Below are 18,311 nucleotides of genomic sequence, written 5' to 3'. Positions count from 1 at the left end.
CACCTCTATGCGGTCTTGGTCGCTATCACGACGAGCGCCGATGCCGGTTCGGAAGACACCTGGATCAGCTTGTGCGGGATCGTGGAATCGAATTGGATGCAATCGCCGGGATTCAGGGTCTCCTTGCGCTTTCCGATGACGAGTTCGATCCGGCCGGTGAGGATGAACAAGATCTCCTCACCTTCGTGGTGGCTCATGATGCGACCGCGTTTCGCCGTCTTGGTCGGCCGCACGATGAAGGCACGCATCGTGCGTTCGGGAGCCAGTCCAGCGACAAGTGACAGGTGAGTGTCGACGTCGCCCGCCTTCCCGTTCTTCGCGCGGACGATCGTGATCGGGTCGTGGTCGTCGGGTTGGCCGTAAAAGTGGTCTAAGGTCGTTCCGAGCGCCTCGGCGATCTTGAGCGCGGAGCCTATCGACGGAGAGGACAGCCCGCGTTCGAGCTTGGAAAGATAGCTGCGGGTCAGACCGGAATCGGCGGCAAGCTGTTCCAGCGTCATGCCGCTCTGCACGCGGAGGAATTTGAGGTTGAGTGTCATCTCGCTCGGATCTTTCCGAAGTTATTGCCTGCATCGATCTCGCACCAAACCACCGACAATTCAAACTGTAGAAAGGGCTCTCCGACCGATCAGAGATCCAGCACCAGTCTCTGTCCGGCGCAGTCGCCCACGCAGACGATGAGTTCATTCTGCCGCTCGGCGGGTGAAAGCACGCGATCGCGATGGATAGGCGGCCCCTCGGACCAGCGCGTGCGGCACGCACCACAAATGCCGCCGCCGCAGGACACGGGCACGTCGACGCCGAGCGCGTCCAGCGTCCCGAGAAGACCAACATCCGGCGTGACCGTCGCCAACTTCTTGCTCGCCGATAGATAGAGTTCGTAGGGAGGCACATCGCTTTTGGCGGACACCTTCGGCGGCGTGAACATCTCGATGTGCTTCCGCTCTTCCGGCCAGGCCGAAACGGCATCTTCGAAGGCTTTCAGCATCGGGTCGGGTCCGCAGCAGGCCGCCAGACCAGATCCGGTGAATTCTCCGACGATCGCGGCGACGACAGGCTTGGCCTGCCTGGTCGTGTCGTACAGGTGGACGCGGCCCGCGTCGATCGCTGGCACGATCATATCGGGTAGGACCGGCCGTCCGCGACTGGTCCAATGCAGCACGTAATTTGAGCGCCCTCGGCGCTCGAGATGCCGGATCGCTGAGATGAACGGGGTCACTCCGATGCCTCCGGCGACGAATACGTTCGTCCCCTCCGGATCCAGCGCGATCCCGCCGCGCGGCAGCGAGACGGAAATCGGCTGTCCCGCCTCTACCCGGTCGTGCAGGAAGCTCGAGCCGCCGCGGCCTTCGCGCTCGCGTTTCACCGCGATCACGTAACGCCGATCGTCGTCCGGCTCATTGCAGAGCGAATAGGTTCGGACGAGACCCTGCGCCAGGTGGACATCGATGTGCGCCCCGGGCCGGAATGGCGGCAGTTCCCAATCATCCTGGTCGACCAGCGTGAAGCGCTTGGTGTCGTTGCCCAGATCCTCGACCTTGGAGACAATTGCGGAGACCGTCTTGATCGCTTTCGCCATCTAGATCGGCCTCACGGCATCGCCCACGCGCAGGGTACCCCCAGCGATGATCTTGCAGTTCAACCCCGACCGGTTGATCAGCGGATCGAAGACCGATTTGCCGAGTATCTCTTCGATGTGCCGGCACGGCGTCGAAAGACGGGTCGCCTCTGCGATCGCCTCTCCTAACCGAAAGCGGCGGCCAACGAGATGATTCAGCGGGACGCCTTCGACAGTCACGTTGCGGCGATGTTCATCTGGCAGCAACTCGATCTTGTGGTCGCGCCGCAGTGCCTCGAGCGTCTCAATCTCGAACAGGGTGACCTGCCGTCCCTCCTCCGGCTTGTGGGAATAGAATCCAGTTTCGTGGCCAACGAAATATCGATCGCCCTCGATGCCGCGTCCGGCGACGAGCTCAAGCGAAGGAAACGAGCGCATCGGCAAAAAGGCGCGCGGGGTCTTGTGAAGGAAGCGCACGACACCCTGCCAGGACATCGCGGCCTGGGGTTTCTCGACTGCGATCGCGTCCATCGTGTTTCTCCCTGGCTTTGATCTGAACTGGTCTCAACGTGATGCGGCGAGCGATTTGTCGGGCGTCTGGCGCACGTCCGATCGCACCTCGATGACGACCGGTCCTTTGGCCGTCATGGCCTCTGCGACCGTCGACGGAGCACTCTCCGCGTCCTCGATGACGAAGCCCGTAGCACCGAAGGCGCGTGCCAAAGCGGCGAAGTCGGGATTCGAAAGGTCGGTACCGTACGGACGATCTGGAAAGGCCCGCTCCTGGTGCGACCGGATGGTCCCGTAGGACCGGTTGTTGGATACGACGATCTTGAGGTTCGCGCCTCTGGCGACGGCCGTCGCCAGTTCGTTGCCCGTCATCAGGAAGCCGCCGTCTCCGCAGAAGGCGACCACCTGCCGGCCCGGAAAACGGAGGCTCGCGGCGAGCCCGGACGGGACCCCGCTGCCCATCGCCCCGCACGCCGAGCCGAGCAGCCGCGCAGCCGGCTCGAGGCTGAAGATGCGATGGACCCATCCGGCGAAATTGCCGGAGTCAGTCGTGACGATGCCGTCGGGCCTGAAGTGCGTGGCGATGGCGGCCACCGCGTGACCGAAGACGTCCGCCGGCGGTACGCCGAAACGAGGCCAACCGTGCGTGGCCGTCCGCACCGCGGCGGCTGCCCGGAGCCACTCGGTCCGGTCCCGCGCTGCCGCGGGAGCGGCGAGCATGGCCGTTACGAACGCATGCGATCCAGAGACGACCGCGACGTCAGTCTGAACGCGCTTTCCGATCGCATCAGGATCCGGATAGACGTGGACCAACGCTTGGCGCGGCTCGGCCTGTCTCGGAAACGCAAAGCCGAGCGAGGACAGATCACCCAGACGCGTCCCGACGGCGACGATGAGGTCGGAGCGTTCGAGCAGTTTCACGTGGGGCTGGGACGGGAAGAATCCGAACTGACCGGCCCATAGCGGGTGAGCGTTCGGAAACTGGTCCTGCATCTTGTTCATGGTGACAACAGGGACGCTCCACTTCTCGGAGAACGTGACCAGGTCTTCGCGGAACGATGCCGTTCGACATTCGCCGCCAACCAGCAGGATCGGCCGCTCTGCTGCCGTCAACGCCGCCGCCGCAATTTCGATAGCCGCACCGCCCGGCTCCGGACGCGCGAGCCCGTTGGTTCTGATGGAGAGCCCCTCGGCGGCTTCCTCAAGGAGATCCTCAGGCAGCTCGACCGCAACGGGACCGGGCGTTCCAGTATGGGCCACCGCGAACGCGCGGGCCATCATCTCCGGAACGAGATCTGCCGAGTTCAGACGCACCGACCATTTCAGCACGCCGTCGAACGAACGGCCACAGTCGATCTCCTGCACGGCGTCGCGCGCGAGATTCGGACGGTCGACCTGACCGACCAGCATCACCAGCGGGATCGCCTCCTGCGCAGCCACGTGTAGTCCGAGCGCGGCGTTGAAGGCGCCCGGACCACGGCTCGCCATCACGACGCCCGCACGACCCGTGAGCTTGGCGTCCGCGACGGCCGCGAGACTCGCGCTTCCTTCGTGTCGGCAGGTCACCAGATCGAAGTCGTTGCGATCGCGCAACGCATCCAGCAGCGCCAGAAAGCTCTCTCCTGGCACCCCGAAGGCCCGGTCGACCCCATGAGCGACGAGGCTGTCCGCGACGAGCTCGGCGACGCGATAGATCATGCGACGCTCCCATCCTGCCTGATGGTCAGGATCTCGCCGGCGATGCGCAGCGGCGCCTCCGTCCGATCGCGCAGCGCGTCGATCGTGAAGCCGTCGAGCAGTGCTCGCACCGCCAGACCATCCTCGGTCACGTCGATGATGGAGAGGTTGGTGAAGATGCGGGTTACCACTCTGCGCGCCGTGAGCGGATATCCACATCGCTCCACGATGCGGGAGCGGCCATCCTTCGTGGTGTGGTCCATCATCACCCAGATCGACTTGGCGCCGACCGCCAGATCGATGGCTCCGCCGATCCCAGGGGGAGACCCGTTGTCGCCGGTCGTCCAGTTGGCGAGGTCGCCGTCCTTGGAGACCTGAAACGCGCCGAGCACGGCGACATCGAGATGGCCGCCCCGCATCATCGCGAACGAGAGGCTGGAGTCGAAGTAGGAGCCTCCGGTCCGGAGCGAGATCGGCATCTTCCCGGCGTTGATGAGATCCCAGTCCTCTTCGCCCGCCGTTGGCTTTGGGCCCACGTTGAGGATGCCGTTCTCGCTGTGAAGGATCACGCCGGAGCCGGTCGGCAGGTAGTCAGCCACGTGCGTCGGAGCGCCGATGCCGAGATTGACGAAGCCCTCTTCCGGCAGATGAAGCGCGACCATGCGTGCCAGCGCGTCGCGTGAAAGCGGGGTCATCGGGAACTCCTTGCGAAAACGCGGTCCACGAAGATGCAGGGCGTGACGATGGCTTCCGGATCCAAGTCGCCGGCCTCGACCACGCGATCGACCTCCACGGCCACCGTCCGGCCGGCGGTCGCCATGACCGCGCAGTGATTGCGCGCCGTCTTGTTGTAGGTGACGTTGCCTAGCGTGTCGGCGAGATGCCCCTTGACGAAAGCAAAATCTGCCCGAAGCGGAAGCTCGAGAATGAACTCGCGCCCATCAACGACGATCTTCTCTTTGCCGTCCGCGAACACCGTTCCGACGCCGACGGGAGAAAGAAAGCCACCAAGACCGGCGCCCCCAGCCCGAATGCGTTCCACCAGTGTGCCCTGTGGAACGAGTTCGAGATCGACCGTGCCGGCACGATATTGTTCGGCGAACTGCTTTGCGCTTCGCGGATAGGAGCACACGATTTTGCGGACGATCTTGGCTTCGAACCAAAGCGACAGATCGTCTTCCGTGGAGCCGGCGTTGTTGGATATCAGCGTCAAGTCGCGGACGCCCCGCTCGAGCACCGCCTTGACCACGCCGAGCGGAAGGCCCGCTCCGCCAAACCCGCCCATCATGACGGTGTCGCCGTCCCTGATGCCTTCCACGGCCGCCGCCGCGTTCTCAACCACTACGTTGCGCATCGTTTAGTCCGCCGTTTTTGCTACGGGATTGATTTAGGGTACGTCGTGGACAGGCTGCGACCGACCCGGTCGAGCAGCATCTCGTTGGTGCCGTCGGCGTAGGCCGCCATCCGGACCTCGGCGAAATGCATGTTCAGGCGGTGGGCTGCGCTGGCGCCGGTCGCGCCCACGATCCGGACGCACTGATCGATGCCCCAGAGCGCCGTGTCGACTGCGAACTTCTTAGCCTGCGCAGCCAGCGCGACAGGATTTCCCCGGGTCTGTATCTGCTCGGCGGCGCGGAAAACGAGCGCGTTGGCGGCTTCGAGCCGGACCGACACGTCCGCGAGCTCCCAGCGAAGGCCCTGATGTCCGGTCAGCGGCTTTCCGAAGGCCTGTCGGCCGTCGCAGTAGTCGACCGCCTCGCACAGAGCCGCATGCAGAGTCGCGACGCACATGGCCGCCACATGAACGCGGGCCGCGTTGACCGAAGCCATCGACGCCTTGAGCGCGGCCCCCGGCGCTGCGATTAGACACCACTCGGGAATGAAGTGAGCGTCGAAGGCCACCTCGGCCAGGCGGAAGGAACGCGCCCCGGGAATGATGATCTCACTCCGCTTCACCGTTTCGGCCTCGCCGAATGGGACATAGAAGCTGGCGATGTCCGCTGCCCCCGCAGCGTTGCCCACGCGGGCCAGGACGATCAAACCGCCGACCAGCAAGCCGTCCGTCATCCACGCCTTGGTGCCGCTCAGAGCCCAGCCGCCGTCGACCGGAACGGCCGTCGTGGTAAGGGCGGAGACATCGCTGCCGCCGGCCGGCTCGGTCATGGCTGTCGTCAGGAGAAGCTCCCCGCGCAGCGCGGGCTGCAATAGTCGCTCGATCTGGATCGGCGTACCAGTCTGGGAAAGACGCGTCGCTCCGCCTTGATGATGGTTCAGGCAGAACGCCGCTGCGAAGCCGTGGCGCGCCATCTCCTGCGCTACGCGGATCTTGCACAGGTAGGACGCTTCCAAGCCACCGTGAGCGCGCTTGGCCTGAAGTCCCAGCATGCCGATCGCTGCCCACTCGGCGATCCACTTTTCCGGAAACGCCTCACCCGTCATGTGCGCGGCGAAGACGCTCGCGGAAAAGGCACCAGCACAGAACGCCCGCGCCTTCGCCACGTGGTCACGCTCGTCAGCGGAAAGATGAGCGTCGTACTGGTGATAGAAGTCCATGGGTGATCCTTCGGCGAGCTACTTCTGAAGAGGCGCCCCGATATCCTTGGCCCACTTATTCCAGTAGGCCTCTTCCTTTCCGACGTCGGCCGTAAAGCTCTCCACCGTCGAACCGGTGATCAAGGTGGCGCCGATCGTTTCCAGTTGCTTCAGGAATTCCGGATCGCTCGAAGCCTTGTCGAGGGCGGCGCCAATCTTGGCGACGACTTCGGCCGGAAGGCCCGGCGGGCCCGCGACCCCGAACCATGGGGAGATATCGATGGGCTTGCCGCCCGCCTGTTCGATCGTCGGCAGATCCGGGAAGTCCGGCGACCGGTCGGCCGACGTCACCGCGAGCGCCTTCAGGGATCCTGCCTTGACCTGCTGACCTATCGTGGCTTCGGTGAAGAAGCCCACCTGCAAGATCCCCGACATGCAATCGACGATCGGTTGATTGCCGCCCGAATAGTTGATGAACGACATCTTCGTATCGTAGGCCATGTCGAACAGCGTGCCGCCGACGTGAGATGTCGCCCCGAACGTACCGCCGAAGTTCACTTCTCCTGGATGCGCCTTCAGATAGGCGACGAGCTCCGGAACACTGGATACGGGAAACTTCGGGTTCACCACGAGCAGGTTCCGCTGCTTCGCGACCTTCCGGATGTAGGTGAAGCCATTCTGCTGATCGTAGCGCACGGACGAATAGAGTGCCTTGGCGCGAGTATTCGAGGACTCCACCGCGACGAGAAGCGTGTACCCGTCGGGCTTCGCGCGGGAGACGTTGGATGCTGCGATCATTCCGCCGGCGCCGCCGTTGTTCTCCACAATGACGGTCTGGTTCAACTCCTTCGAGAGCAGACGCCCGATCACCCGGCCGATGATGTCCGTGGGACCTCCGGGCGGGAATCCCACGACCAGCTTGATCGTGGTCGAGGGATAGGCATCGGCGGCATCGACCGGTCCAGTGAGGAAGCCGAGACAAAGAACGGCGGCGCCGGCGGCAATCGACGCGGTTTTTCGGAACGATCGAAACATCCAGCACCTCTCTCGAAGAATGACCAACCTTCGATTAGAAGGACACTTTGTGTCAAGTATGAAACTCGTATGAAGCGACACGGACCGCACAATGACTCGGCAAAGACTGCGGAGAAAGTTTTCAATGTGCGATATTTGGCAGCAGTCTAAGTGAATTTTTTCTTGCCTACCGCCTGGCCGGTGCTCCAGTCGACACTTGCCTAGCTCCAACGGTTGTGTTCTAGACGATCGGTCTAATGAGGTCACAAATGGCGAAATCTGCAGATAGTCATCATCGGCCGGGCGTGACGAACCGGCACGACGTCGGATATGCGCCGACACGCGACGTCCTGATCCGTTGCGGAATGGAGGTGATGACCCAGCAGGGTTTTGCCGCTACGGGCTTGGACGCGCTGCTGCGCCGCGCCACCGTGCCGAAGGGGTCGTTCTACCATTACTTCGAAAGCAAGGCCGAGTATGGCCGCGAAATCATGAGGGCCTACGACTCCTTCTTCCGGCACAAGCTGGACCGCGCCCTGAACGACGAAAGGCTTGCGCCGTTGGCGCGCATGCGAGCTTTCGTCGAAGACGCCAAAGCGGGCATGGCGAAATACGGCTATACGCGCGGCTGCCTCGTCGGAAACCTCAGCCAAGAGGTCGAGGCTCTCCCCGACGACTACAGGTCCGCGTTGGACGAGATCATCAAGGGATGGCAGCGGAAGGTGGCGCGTTGTCTGGAACTCGCATGCAACGCCGGCGAGGTCGACGCCGCCGCGGATTGCGATGTCTTGGCGGAGTTCTTCTGGATCGGCTGGGAGGGAGCGGTGATGCGGGCGCGCCTCGTCAAGAACGGCGGCCCGCTCGATACCTTCATCTTCGGCTTCGTCGCCGGTCTCCCGCGGCCGGACGGGACGAAGCCCCGGTCCAAAAGAAAAACGTGAAAGAGGAGTTCAAGTTGTTCAAAGCCGTGTTGATCGAGAAGGACGAGCGGGGATACCGCGCCGACGTCGCCGAATTGCCGGACAGCCGCCTCCCCGAAGGTGACGTGACCGTCGACGTCGAGTTCAGCACGCTGAACTACAAGGATGGCCTCGCGATTACCGGCAAGGGCCCGATCGTGAGATCCTTTCCGCTCGTGCCGGGGATAGATTTTGCGGGGGTGGTCTCGTCAAGCTCCGACCCGGCCTTCACGCCAGGAGACCGCGTGGTACTCAACGGCTGGGGCGTCGGCGAACAACACTGGGGCGGCCTGGCGCAACGAGCCAAGGTCAAGGCCGGCTGGTTGATCAAGCTGCCGGCTTCGATGCCTTCCCGCCGCGCGATGATCATCGGCACCGCAGGCTACACCGCGATGCTGTCGGTCATGGCACTCGAGAAGTACGGAATCCGTCCCGGTGCCGGCGACGTGCTGGTGACCGGCGCCAGCGGAGGCGTCGGCAGCATCGCGATCATGCTGCTCCACAAGCTCGGCTTCCGTGTCGTGGCTTCGACCGGCCGGCCGGACGAAGAGCCCTATCTCAAGAGCCTGGGCGCTGCCGAAATCGTAGACCGGTCACAATTGTCGCAGCCAGGCAAGCCGCTGCAGAAGGAACGGTGGATCGCCGCGATCGAATCGGTAGGCAGCCACACCCTCGCCAACGTGTGCGCCGGAATCAAAGCGGACGGAGCCGTCGCAGCGTGCGGCATGGCGCAGGGATTGGATTTTCCCGCGAGCGTCGCACCCTTCATCCTGCGCGGAGTTGCACTGTTCGGCATCAACAGCGTGACCCGTCCAAAGGCGGAACGTGTGGAGGCCTGGGATCGCCTCGCCTCCTTGCTCACCGAAGCCGATCTTGAGAAGACAGCCATCGAAATCGGTTTGAACGACGTCGTCGCCGCCGCGGACCGCCTCATGAGTGGCCAAGTGCGAGGGCGCACGGTCGTCGACGTGAATCGATGAACATGATCGAAAGGTTCGCGAGATGATCGCACCGCCGGCAGGACTGGAAGCTCCTTTGGTTTTGGATCGGAGCGAACTGACCCCGCAAAAGGAGGTCGTGCGGAAATTCTACAAGGATATGTGGGATCACGCCGACGTCGCGCTGATTCCGGAAATCTTCCATCCGGAATTCACCTTCCGCGGCTCCCTCGGTCCGACGGTCGTCGGGCACGCGCAATTCGCCGATTACGTCCGGTGGATCACCGAATCCTTAGAACACTACACGTCGGATATTCTCGATCTCGTCGAGGAGCGCAACAAAGTCTCAGGCAAGCTGCGCTTCCATGGCATCCATCGAAAGTCGATATTCGGACATGCCCCCACTGGGCGACACGTCTGGTGGTACGGTGCTCCGATCTTCACGTTTCGAGGCGATAAGGTGACCGATCTATGGGTCCTGGGCGACATCCACGGGCTGATCGGTCGACTAGCACCGGATGCTGCGAGCACGCCGGAGTTCACAACGGACAAGTAGCAAACCTTTGCGCTCGGCTTGACGGGCGATCACGGTTGCCGCTTCCGCTGAACGCCAAGGCCGCTCGCACATGGAGGCGTCATGGAAACATCGGGGCGGATGGGTGCCCGACGGATATACGAAACGCTCAAGGCGCAGATAATCGGACGGACCTACGGCACCGACGGCGCCTTGCCGTCTTCGCGCTCCCTCGCCGCCGAACTAGGCGTCTCCCGTTCGACCATTACCGTCGCCTACGAACAGTTGGCGGCGGAAGGCTTCATAAATGTCCGTCGAGGTGCGCGGCCCCGCGTGGTCGGCGCGGCCGTCGGCGCGATCGAAAAGCGCGAAGCGTCCCGCACTTCGGCTCGCAACATTCACCTCTCACAACTCGGGGCGCGACTCCTGAAGGATCCTCCCGATGGACCGATCCGCCTCGCGGCCTGGTCGCGAACTTTCGATACGGCGAGCTCTCGCCGTCGGATTTCCCGGTGTCCGCCTGGAAGAAGGCCATGGTCGCCGCCATCTCCCGCAAGCCCGTACACCTGGCATACGATGATCCTTGCGGATCGCTGCGGCTCCGAAGAGCCCTTCAGGGCTATCTGTGGCGATCGCGGAGCGTGCGGTGCCACGTCGACCAGATCGTCGTCGTCAACGGCTCTCAGCAGGGGCTCGATATCTGCTCTCGGCTGCTCCTCGACGCTGGCGACCGCTTCGTCATGGAAGACCCCGGCTACCAGATCGCTAAGGTGGTTTTCGCGGCGACGGGCGCCATCGCGGTGCCGGTCCCCGTAGACGCGGACGGCCTCGACACCAAGCGCGTCGCGAAGATCGAAGCCCGGCTCGCTTACGTGACGCCGTCCCACCAATATCCGCTAGGCGGCGTGTTGCCGGTCGCGCGACGATACGAACTTCTCGCGTGGGCGAGAAAACACGATGCGTGGTTGATCGAGGACGACTACGACAGCGAGTATCGATACGACACGAAGCCGGTCCCGCCGCTGCAAACGCTCCAGGACAGCGGCAGGGTCGTTTACCTCGGTACGGTCTCCAAGACGTTGTCGCCCACCCTTAGGGTCGGCTACCTCGTCGTGCCCGCAGGGCTGCAATCCGCCTTCGCCGCCGCCAAGCAAGTCATGGACCGCCACACACCGTTGCTCGAACAGGAGGCCCTCGCCGCGATGCTCGAGAGCGGCACCTACGAAGGTCATGTCAGACGTGCTCGAAGACGCAACGCCGAACGCCGGGAATCGCTGCTGCAGGCCCTGCATCGCCGGTTCGGGGACCGCGTCCGGGTCGAGGGCGCCGCCGCCGGCTTGCATCTGGTCGCATGGTTCGAGGGACTGCCGATCGCGGCGGAGGACGATCTCGTCAGGACGGCGCGCTCTAAGGGCGTCGGTGTCTACCCGATTTCGCCCCTCTTCGACCAGCGCACAGCGGTTCGTCCAGACGTGGTTGGCCTGGTGATGGGCTACTCGGCTCTGGATGCGAAGCAGATCGAGAAGGGCTGCAAATTGCTCGCCGACGCCGTCGAGCAGATTGATCGCCTCGCAAACTGGACTAGATGATTTGAGAAAAACTGGACGTTTAACGTAGTCCAGACCCACGCTATCTCCATGTCCTACAACGGAGACCGGTCATGTACACACCTCCCGCCTTCAAGGACGAGAACCCCGACAGCATCCGCGCGACGATCCGGGACGCCCGCTTGGCCAACTTTGTGACGGCGACCGCCGAGGGACCGCTGGCGACCCCCCTTCCGCTCTTTCTCGACGAAAGCGAGGGCGAGCACGGCGTAATCTACGGGCTTCTGGCTAAGGCCAACCCGCAGTGGAAGCTCCCTCCGATCGGAAACGCGCTCGCGATCTTTATGGGTCCAGAGGCGTACGTGACGCCGTCCTGGTACGCGACCAAGCAGGAGACCGGCAAGGTCGTGCCGACCTGGAACTACGTCGCCGTGCACGCGTACGGACCGGTCGAGTTCTTCCAGGATCCGGAGCGCCTGCTCGACGTGGTGACTCGCCTGACGCGGAAGCACGAAGGAGCGCGCGCAAAGCCATGGGCCGTCTCCGACGCTCCCGCGGATTTCATTTCTGCCCAGCTGCGCGGCATCGTCGGGATCCGCATCCCGGTGGTGCGCTTCGAAGGCAAGCGCAAGATGAGCCAGAACCGTCCGGAGGCCGATCGCATCGGCGTCGCGGCGGGCCTGGCGGCCAGCCAGCATCCTGCAGACCGTGCCGCGGCCCCTCTTGTTACCGTGCCCGCCTAGCTTCCGGAGATTCGGTGTTCGAACTTCAAACTTTCGCGCTGTTTTTGGCCGCGGCGACGCTCGTCGCCATCACGCCCGGTCCGGGCATCTTCTACATCATCGCTCGCACGCTGGCCGGCGGCCGGACCGAAGGCTTGGCATCCAGCGTCGGCTTGGGTCTCGGTGGTTTCGTGCACGTCCTCGCCGGCGCGATCGGCATCTCGGCCTTGGTGATGGCGAGCGCGGAAGCGTTTACTGCGCTGAAGATAGCCGGCGCCTTCTATCTCATCTGGCTCGGCATCAAGACCTGGAGGGAGGCGCGCGTCGCCGCGCCGACCGAGGTCAGGACGACCGGCGCTGGCCGTGCGCTGCGCGAAGGCATCGTTGTCGAGGCGCTGAATCCAAAGACGGCCGCGTTCTTCCTCGCCTTCATTCCGCAGTTCGTTGACACGACCGCGAATGTGGCCGTGCAGTTCACCGTTCTCGGAACTATGTCCGTCGCGCTCAACACCGGCGTCGACCTGATCGTAGCTCACTGGGCTGCCAAAGCAAGAGAAGCGCTAACCGAACGGCCCAAATTCGTCGCGAGGACGAGACGTGCGTCGGCAGCCGTGATGTGCGGTCTAGGAGCAGCGCTTCTTATCGCGCGTCGCGCGAGCTAAGCCGTACGTATGTAATACTACTATGAGGTGATCGAACGGATCGTTTTGCGTGAGTCTGCATCTGCTGCTTGTCCGAGGCTCTACCTCCGTCCACAACCGCCCATTTCACGAAACCAACTCGGGGATTTGCCGGGCCGAGTTTTGGGTTCGACGTCGGGCGGACTGAGCACTGGCGATGTGTTTTTACTTTCGCGAAACGCATTCTCCGAACCCACGCCTAGAGCTACGGTTTGCGCGTGACTCGGGCTGAAATCGCGGATTTAGCCACAACTGCCCCAATCGCGTTACTCGTTGTTTTAAAGCTGTCGCTTCGAGCACGGGATACAGAAGAACAAGACGGTGGCGGAAGAACCGTCCTCCGAACTCACGGCAAAAACTACAACTTCCGCGCTGAATTAGCGCAACATCGCGGAATTCTTCGGTGGCTTTGCGGTAGTTTCGAACAATCGGACACAGGGGAGCGCTGTGGCGTAGCGTGGCGGAGAGAGTGTCAGTCAATCCCCGTTGAAAGAAAAGGCGTTTTCAACTTTCGCAGATCAGAACCCACGCTCTAAGCTACGCTGGAAAATAGTATTCTGCCTCCGATAAAAATCTCTTTTCGCCTCATCGACAGCAATACCTTAGGCGCAGTTTCGCGGCGTAGCGCGACCGGCTCGGGATCGGACTGTCGACGACGATGTGGACCAAGCAGAAGTCCAGTGTCCTGCCCATGCCGATGACGTTCTGCGTCGCACCGCCGACGGACAAGGAACGATCCCGGGTATCGCCTTCGATATGTTCCGCAATCAGTGTCATCTGTCAGGACTCGTCAATCAGCGTTGCTTCTCAGCAAGCGGAATTGCGTGGGGGTCATCGCTCCCATGCTGCTGCGCGGCAGGCTGCTCGGGAGTGCCGGCCTCATCCAGGCTCTTCCGGAACCAGAGGGCGTAGAGGCCGGGCAGGTACAAGAGCGTCAGGAAGGTCGCGACGAACAAGCCGCCCATGATGGTGATCGCCATCGGGCCCCAGAAGGCCGAGCGGGACAGCGGGATCATGGCGAGGATGGCGGCGAGCGCAGTCAGCACCACCGGACGGGCGCGGCGGACGGTTGCCTCAACGATCGCCGCGCGCCTGGTGAGGCCGTGCGAAACATCGGTCTCGATCTGATCGACCAGGATGACCGTGTTGCGCATGATCATGCCGGCGAGCGCGATCAGGCCGAGCAGTGCCACGAAACCGAACGGGGCGTTGGCGACGTTGAGGCCGAGGGAAGCACCCACGATGCCGAGCGGTGCGGTGAGGAACACCAGGATCAGCCGCGAGAAGCTTTGCAGCTGGATCATCAGCAGGGTCAGCATCACCAGCACCATCAGCGGAAACAGCACGAAGATGGAGGCATTGCCCTTGGCGGATTCCTCGAACGCGCCGCCCGCCTCGATCCGGTAGGCCGCCGGCAGGCTGTCGCGGATCTCCTGCAGTTTTGGCGAGATCTGGCTGGTGACATCAGGCGCCTGCACGCCGTCGACGACGTCGCCGCGCACCGTGATCGCCATGTCGCGGTTGCGCCGCCAGATGATCGGCTCCTCATGGGAGTATTCGATCTTCGCGATCTGCGTCAACGGCACCGCGACGCCGTTGCGCGAGGTCACCGTGAGATCGCCGACCCGGCCGAGATCGAGCCGTTCGGACGGCACCGCGCGGGCTACCACGCCGACCTTCTCGATACCGTCGCGGATCGTCGTCACCTGCGCGCCCGAAATCAGCATCGCCAGCGCCTGCGACACGTCCTGCGGGGTCAGGCCAAGCGCGCGGGCGCGATCCTGGTCGACCGCCAGCTTGAGGTAGGGCGACTGCTCGTTCCAGTCGAGCTGCGGATCTATGACGTTGGGATTCTCCCTGACGACGTCGCGCACTCTGTAGGCGATGTCGCGCACCTCGTTGGGATCGGGCCCGATGACGCGGAACTGAACGGGAAAGCCGACCGGCGGACCGAAGTTGAAACGGTCGATGCGCACGCGCGCTTCCGACAACACACCCTCGCCCACCGCCTTCTCCAGGCGGGCCTTGATCCGCTCGCGCGCGTCGACGTCCTTGGAGACGATGACGATTTCGGCGAAGGCCTCGTTGGGCAGCTGCGGGTTGAGCCCGAGCCAGAACCGCGGCGAGCCCTGACCGACATAGGACGTGTAGGTCGCAATGTCCTTGTCGTCCTTCAGCAGCCCTTCGGCGGTTTTCACGGATTTTTCGGTGACGTTGAACGCGGTGCCCTCGGGCAGCCGCAGCTGCAGGAACAGTTCCGGCCGCTCCGACAGCGGGAAGAACTGCTGCTGCACCTGACCGAAACCAACGATGGAGAGCGCGAACACGGCCACCGTCGCCAGCACCACCTTGACCCGATGGTCGACGCACCACTGGATCATGCTGCGCAGGATCCGATAGAGACGGGTTTCGTACACCGCATGCGGATCGTGGTTGTGATGCACGGTGATGTTAGGCAGCAGCTTGACGCCGATATAGGGCGTGAAGATCACCGCGACGAACCATGACGCCACCAGCGCGATCGCCACGATCCAGAAAATGCCGCCGGCGTATTCGCCGACTGCCGAATTGGCAAAGCCGATGGGGAGGAAGCCAACGGCCGTGACCAGCGTTCCCGTGAGCATCGGAAACGCGGTTGATTCCCAGGCAAAGGCCGCCGCGCGCATGCGGTCCCAGCCCTGTTCCATTTTCACCACCATCATTTCCACCGCGATGATGGCGTCGTCGACCAACAGCCCGAGCGCGATGATCAGGGCGCCGAGCGTAATCCGATGCAGGTCGATCGACATCGCATTCATCACGATGAACACGATCGCCAGCACCAACGGCACCGACAGCGCCACCACGATGCCGGTGCGCCAACCCAGTGCGACGAAGCTGACAAACAGCACGATCGCCAGCGCCTCGATGAAGGAGTGTACGAACTCGCCAACGGCGCGCTCGACCACCTTGGGCTGATCGGCGATCTGCTCGACCTGGATGCCCTGCGGCACCGCCTTCATGAATTCATTGGTGGCGTTCTCGACCTCCTTGCCGAGCTCCAGGATGTTGGCGCCCTTGGCGGTGACCACGCCGATACCGAGCGCGGGCTTGCCTTCCTGCCGCGCCACGAAGGTCGGCGGATCGACGAAACCGCGGGTGACAGTGGCGATATCGCCCAGGCGAAATACCCGGCCGTTGCTTTCGACCGGCGTCTCGGCGACGGCCTTGACGCCGTCGAGCGCGCCGGTGACGCGCAGCGGCACGCGCTGCGAGGAGGTCTCCACCGTGCCGGCTGGCACCACGTTGTTCTGCTTGGCGAGCGAATCGAACAGCGCCTGCGGCGTAATGCCAAGTGTTGCCAGCTTCGCGTGGGAAAATTCGACGAAGATGCGCTCGTCCTGGGTGCCGTAAAGATTGACCTTGGTGACGCCGGTGACCTTCAGCAGGCGCTGGCGAAAACCCTCCGAGACCTTCTTGAGCTGGGCGTAGTCGGCGCCGTCGCCGGTCATCATGTAGAGGATGGAGTCGACGTCGGAGAACTCGTCATTGACGACTGGCCCGAGGATGCCCGACGGCAGCTGGCCCTGTACGTCGATCACCTTCTTGCGCAGCAGATAGAAGAGATGGGGCACGTCCTTCGGCGGCGTATCGTCGCGGAAGGTCACCTGGAGCGCGGCGAAGCCGGGCTTGGAATAGGTCTGCACCTTCTCGAAATAGGGCAGCTCCTGGATCTTCTTCTCGATGGGATCCGCGACCTGGGCCTGCATCTCCTGCGCGGTCGCGCCCGGCCACAGCACGGAGACGTTGACCACCTTCACCGTGAAGAATGGATCCTCGGCCCGGCCGAGCTTCTCATAGGAGAAGAAGCCGGCGACGCCGAGCATCAGCATCAGGAACAGGACCAGCGTCGGATGGCTGACGGCCCAGGCCGAAAGGTTGAAGCGCTTCATCGCTCTCTCCGAAAGACGATCCAGTTACAAAAAACGACAGCCGCTCTGTTCAAACCGTCGTCGCGAGGCAGCGAAGCAACCCAGGGGGCTGGGCAGATTCTGGATCGCTTCGCCGCTTCAGCCTTTGCTTAGGGACAAAGGCCGAAACTCTCCTCACACGACGTAACTCGTAAGAAACCTAGAAGGACAGGACAGATATTACGGTGACAGTGCATTTAACTGTCGTTGTGACTATTGTTCGATCCATGAAGAGGGTGGCGGATCGATTGAGTGCACTGTCACGTAATCCAATTGTCAGACTGGCGAATCCTTGCCGCGTTGGCCCGACGGCGTAAGCCGGACTTCGCAAAGCTGACGAGCGACTGAAAAGAAACGCGCGCGGAGTCATGCGCCAATCAAGATCCTGGGCCCCGCGCGTACAGGCCAAGAGCCAGCAGGGAAAACGCGCTCATCACGACGCCGAGCGCCAACATTGCTTCATGTGACACTGTGGCAGCAAGCCATACGCCGATCGCGGCGATCATCATCTGCAAGAAACCCAGCAGCGCCGAGGCGGCGCCGGCCTTCTCCCCGAATGGAGAAAGCGCCCGCGCAGTGGCCAGTGGAATGACAACACCCATGCCGAGAAGAAAAACGCACATCGCGCCCAGAAACGGCAGGAAAGTCGGGCTGATCATCGAGATGAGCAGGATCGCAAGGCTGCTGGCGGCCGTCGCGCACAAACCTGCCCGGATCGGGCCATCGAGCCCGTAGCGTGGTGCCAATCTTGTTGCAAGCATACTCGCGGCGGATACGATGAAGACGGTTCCGGCGAAGAAGAGGCCGAGCTGGATCGGCGTGAAGTGCAGCGCTTCGATGAATAGGCGCGGTGCAGCGGAAAACATTGAGAACATGCCCCCTATGATGAGGCTCGAGGTGGTCGCGGGGATAGCGAAGCGACGGTCGCCAATCAAGCCGGCATAGGTCCTGCCGATGGCAACTGGGTTGAGCGGCGTGCGGATCGAATTGTGGGTTTCGCCGAGAACGATGCCGTAGGCAACGGCGCTGACGGCAGCAAAGGCCGCGACCAGCGCGAATTCGGCGCGCCAGCCCAGGCTGTGGTCGAGGGCGCCGCCAAGCAGCGGCGAGAACCCGGCAGCAGCGGTCATCACGATCATGATGAGCGCCATCGCGCGTGCCAGCGCTGCGCCGCTGAACATGTCGCGGGCGATGGCGCGAGACAGCACTGCCGTCGCGCAAGCACCTGTTGCCTGCACGACGCGGCCGACAAGGAGATTAGGCAGGTCGGTTGCCAGACCGCACCAGACGCTGCCCGCGAAGAACACGGCAAATCCGATCAGGACCGGCCAACGTCTTCCGTAGCGATCCGAAAGCGGTCCGACCAGGAGCTGGCCCAATCCGAACACCGCAAGAAAGACGGTGATGGCGGACGTGACCGCCGCACTCGTGACATTCAATGAGATCGCAATATGCGGCAGAGACGGCAGCAAGATGTTGGTCGCCAGCGTTCCCATCGCGAGCTGAACGGAAAGGACCGCGATCGGCAGGGCGCTGGAGGTGGGAATGTCCCGCGGCGCGGGATTGATCAGGTCAGCCATGGGATCCTTCGCGTTTTAGGTTGATAGCTTACGGTGACAGTGCACTTAACTGTCGTTGTGACTATCGTTCGACCCGTGAAGAGGGTGGCGTAGCGATTGAGTGCACTGTCACCGTAATCGCCATAATCGT

At 63.0% G+C, this 18,311-nt stretch carries 17 protein-coding genes and 1 pseudogene; 7 read left to right on the top strand and 11 right to left on the bottom strand.

Features of this window, described 5'->3' with window-relative positions; genetic code table 11:
* Positions 1–5: 5 nt before the first annotated feature.
* From ABIB99_RS32220 to ABIB99_RS32185, 8 genes are all read right to left on the bottom strand, one after another.
* Positions 6–539, bottom strand: a complete 534-nt coding sequence (locus tag ABIB99_RS32220) for a helix-turn-helix domain-containing protein (RefSeq protein ID WP_247386223.1) — start codon at positions 537–539, stop codon at positions 6–8.
* An 89-nt stretch (positions 540–628) separates the two neighbouring features.
* Complete coding sequence (locus ABIB99_RS32215; protein ID WP_354179369.1) at positions 629–1,579, bottom strand: PDR/VanB family oxidoreductase; 951 nt, start codon at positions 1,577–1,579, stop codon at positions 629–631.
* Positions 1,580–2,089: an MOSC domain-containing protein gene (locus ABIB99_RS32210; RefSeq protein WP_354179367.1), complete on the bottom strand. Its 510-nt coding sequence runs from the start codon at positions 2,087–2,089 to the stop codon at positions 1,580–1,582.
* Positions 2,090–2,122: 33 nt separating this feature from the next.
* Positions 2,123–3,766: a thiamine pyrophosphate-dependent enzyme gene (locus ABIB99_RS32205; protein ID WP_354179365.1), complete on the bottom strand. Its 1,644-nt coding sequence runs from the start codon at positions 3,764–3,766 to the stop codon at positions 2,123–2,125.
* Positions 3,763–4,440: a 3-oxoacid CoA-transferase subunit B gene (locus ABIB99_RS32200; RefSeq protein WP_354179363.1), complete on the bottom strand. Its 678-nt coding sequence runs from the start codon at positions 4,438–4,440 to the stop codon at positions 3,763–3,765. Before ABIB99_RS32200 ends, ABIB99_RS32205 begins: the two co-directional genes overlap by 4 nt.
* Entirely contained in the window at positions 4,437–5,099 is a 663-nt protein-coding gene (locus tag ABIB99_RS32195) for a 3-oxoacid CoA-transferase subunit A (RefSeq protein WP_354179361.1), read from the bottom strand. The genes ABIB99_RS32200 and ABIB99_RS32195 overlap by 4 nt, the downstream gene beginning before the upstream one ends.
* Positions 5,100–5,119: 20 nt before the next feature.
* Positions 5,120–6,298, bottom strand: a complete 1,179-nt coding sequence (locus ABIB99_RS32190) for an acyl-CoA dehydrogenase family protein (protein WP_354179359.1) — start codon at positions 6,296–6,298, stop codon at positions 5,120–5,122.
* 18 nt (positions 6,299–6,316) lie between these two features.
* Positions 6,317–7,312: a Bug family tripartite tricarboxylate transporter substrate binding protein gene (locus ABIB99_RS32185; RefSeq protein WP_354179357.1), complete on the bottom strand. Its 996-nt coding sequence runs from the start codon at positions 7,310–7,312 to the stop codon at positions 6,317–6,319.
* 248 nt (positions 7,313–7,560) lie between these two features.
* Here ABIB99_RS32185 and acuR point away from each other — a divergent pair, with 248 nt between their 5' ends.
* The 7 genes and pseudogenes from acuR to ABIB99_RS32150 all read left to right on the top strand — a co-directional run bounded on the left by acuR (position 7,561) and on the right by ABIB99_RS32150 (position 12,633).
* A complete protein-coding gene (gene acuR, locus ABIB99_RS32180; RefSeq protein WP_354179355.1) occupies positions 7,561–8,232 on the top strand; it encodes an acrylate utilization transcriptional regulator AcuR in 672 nt (223 codons plus the stop codon).
* Positions 8,233–8,246: 14 nt separating this feature from the next.
* Positions 8,247–9,230 carry an acrylyl-CoA reductase (NADPH) gene (acuI, locus tag ABIB99_RS32175; protein WP_354179422.1) on the top strand — a complete coding sequence of 328 codons (984 nt, stop codon included), beginning with the start codon at positions 8,247–8,249 and terminating at the stop codon, positions 9,228–9,230.
* Between the two features lie 22 nt (positions 9,231–9,252).
* Entirely contained in the window at positions 9,253–9,744 is a 492-nt protein-coding gene (locus tag ABIB99_RS32170; protein WP_354179353.1) for an ester cyclase, read from the top strand.
* Between the two features lie 81 nt (positions 9,745–9,825).
* A pseudogene (locus ABIB99_RS32165) lies at positions 9,826–9,966 on the top strand (GntR family transcriptional regulator); the annotation flags it as partial.
* Between the two features lie 200 nt (positions 9,967–10,166).
* The gene (gene pdxR / locus ABIB99_RS32160; protein ID WP_502917530.1) at positions 10,167–11,291 is read left to right on the top strand and encodes a MocR-like pyridoxine biosynthesis transcription factor PdxR; all 1,125 of its coding nucleotides are present in this window, start codon (positions 10,167–10,169) and stop codon (positions 11,289–11,291) included.
* Positions 11,292–11,362: 71 nt separating this feature from the next.
* Positions 11,363–11,992, top strand: a complete 630-nt coding sequence (locus ABIB99_RS32155; protein WP_354179349.1) for an FMN-binding negative transcriptional regulator — start codon at positions 11,363–11,365, stop codon at positions 11,990–11,992.
* A 14-nt stretch (positions 11,993–12,006) separates the two neighbouring features.
* A complete protein-coding gene (locus tag ABIB99_RS32150; RefSeq protein ID WP_354179347.1) occupies positions 12,007–12,633 on the top strand; it encodes a LysE family translocator in 627 nt (208 codons plus the stop codon).
* A 603-nt stretch (positions 12,634–13,236) separates the two neighbouring features.
* Here ABIB99_RS32150 and ABIB99_RS32145 read toward each other — a convergent pair.
* The 3 genes from ABIB99_RS32145 to ABIB99_RS32135 form a co-directional block, all read right to left on the bottom strand.
* Positions 13,237–13,428 carry a hypothetical protein gene (locus ABIB99_RS32145; RefSeq protein WP_354179345.1) on the bottom strand — a complete coding sequence of 64 codons (192 nt, stop codon included), beginning with the start codon at positions 13,426–13,428 and terminating at the stop codon, positions 13,237–13,239.
* Between the two features lie 17 nt (positions 13,429–13,445).
* The gene (locus ABIB99_RS32140; protein ID WP_247518136.1) at positions 13,446–16,583 is read right to left on the bottom strand and encodes an efflux RND transporter permease subunit; all 3,138 of its coding nucleotides are present in this window, start codon (positions 16,581–16,583) and stop codon (positions 13,446–13,448) included.
* A gap of 395 nt (positions 16,584–16,978) precedes the next feature.
* Positions 16,979–18,181: a multidrug effflux MFS transporter gene (locus tag ABIB99_RS32135; RefSeq protein WP_247307405.1), complete on the bottom strand. Its 1,203-nt coding sequence runs from the start codon at positions 18,179–18,181 to the stop codon at positions 16,979–16,981.
* Positions 18,182–18,311 lie beyond the last annotated feature (130 nt).

Source organism: Bradyrhizobium sp. LA6.1 (genome assembly GCF_040547805.1).
In the GTDB taxonomy this organism is placed as follows: Bacteria; Pseudomonadota; Alphaproteobacteria; order Rhizobiales; family Xanthobacteraceae; genus Bradyrhizobium; species Bradyrhizobium barranii.
This window is presented reverse-complemented; position numbering and strand designations above follow the sequence as displayed.

Bases quoted from the DNA above. Each gene is read 5' to 3' on its own strand.
- ABIB99_RS32220 (WP_247386223.1), bottom strand. From the start codon at position 539: ATGACACTCAACCTCAAATTCCTCCGCGTGCAGAGCGGCATGACGCTG.
- ABIB99_RS32215 (WP_354179369.1), bottom strand. From the start codon at position 1,579: ATGGCGAAAGCGATCAAGACGGTCTCCGCAATTGTCTCCAAGGTCGAG.
- ABIB99_RS32210 (WP_354179367.1), bottom strand. From the start codon at position 2,089: ATGGACGCGATCGCAGTCGAGAAACCCCAGGCCGCGATGTCCTGGCAG.
- ABIB99_RS32205 (WP_354179365.1), bottom strand. From the start codon at position 3,766: ATGATCTATCGCGTCGCCGAGCTCGTCGCGGACAGCCTCGTCGCTCAT.
- ABIB99_RS32200 (WP_354179363.1), bottom strand. From the start codon at position 4,440: ATGACCCCGCTTTCACGCGACGCGCTGGCACGCATGGTCGCGCTTCAT.
- ABIB99_RS32195 (WP_354179361.1), bottom strand. From the start codon at position 5,099: ATGCGCAACGTAGTGGTTGAGAACGCGGCGGCGGCCGTGGAAGGCATC.
- ABIB99_RS32190 (WP_354179359.1), bottom strand. From the start codon at position 6,298: ATGGACTTCTATCACCAGTACGACGCTCATCTTTCCGCTGACGAGCGT.
- ABIB99_RS32185 (WP_354179357.1), bottom strand. From the start codon at position 7,312: ATGTTTCGATCGTTCCGAAAAACCGCGTCGATTGCCGCCGGCGCCGCC.
- acuR (WP_354179355.1), top strand. From the start codon at position 7,561: ATGGCGAAATCTGCAGATAGTCATCATCGGCCGGGCGTGACGAACCGG.
- ABIB99_RS32170 (WP_354179353.1), top strand. From the start codon at position 9,253: ATGATCGCACCGCCGGCAGGACTGGAAGCTCCTTTGGTTTTGGATCGG.
- ABIB99_RS32155 (WP_354179349.1), top strand. From the start codon at position 11,363: ATGTACACACCTCCCGCCTTCAAGGACGAGAACCCCGACAGCATCCGC.
- ABIB99_RS32145 (WP_354179345.1), bottom strand. From the start codon at position 13,428: ATGACACTGATTGCGGAACATATCGAAGGCGATACCCGGGATCGTTCC.
- ABIB99_RS32140 (WP_247518136.1), bottom strand. From the start codon at position 16,583: ATGAAGCGCTTCAACCTTTCGGCCTGGGCCGTCAGCCATCCGACGCTG.
- ABIB99_RS32135 (WP_247307405.1), bottom strand. From the start codon at position 18,181: ATGGCTGACCTGATCAATCCCGCGCCGCGGGACATTCCCACCTCCAGC.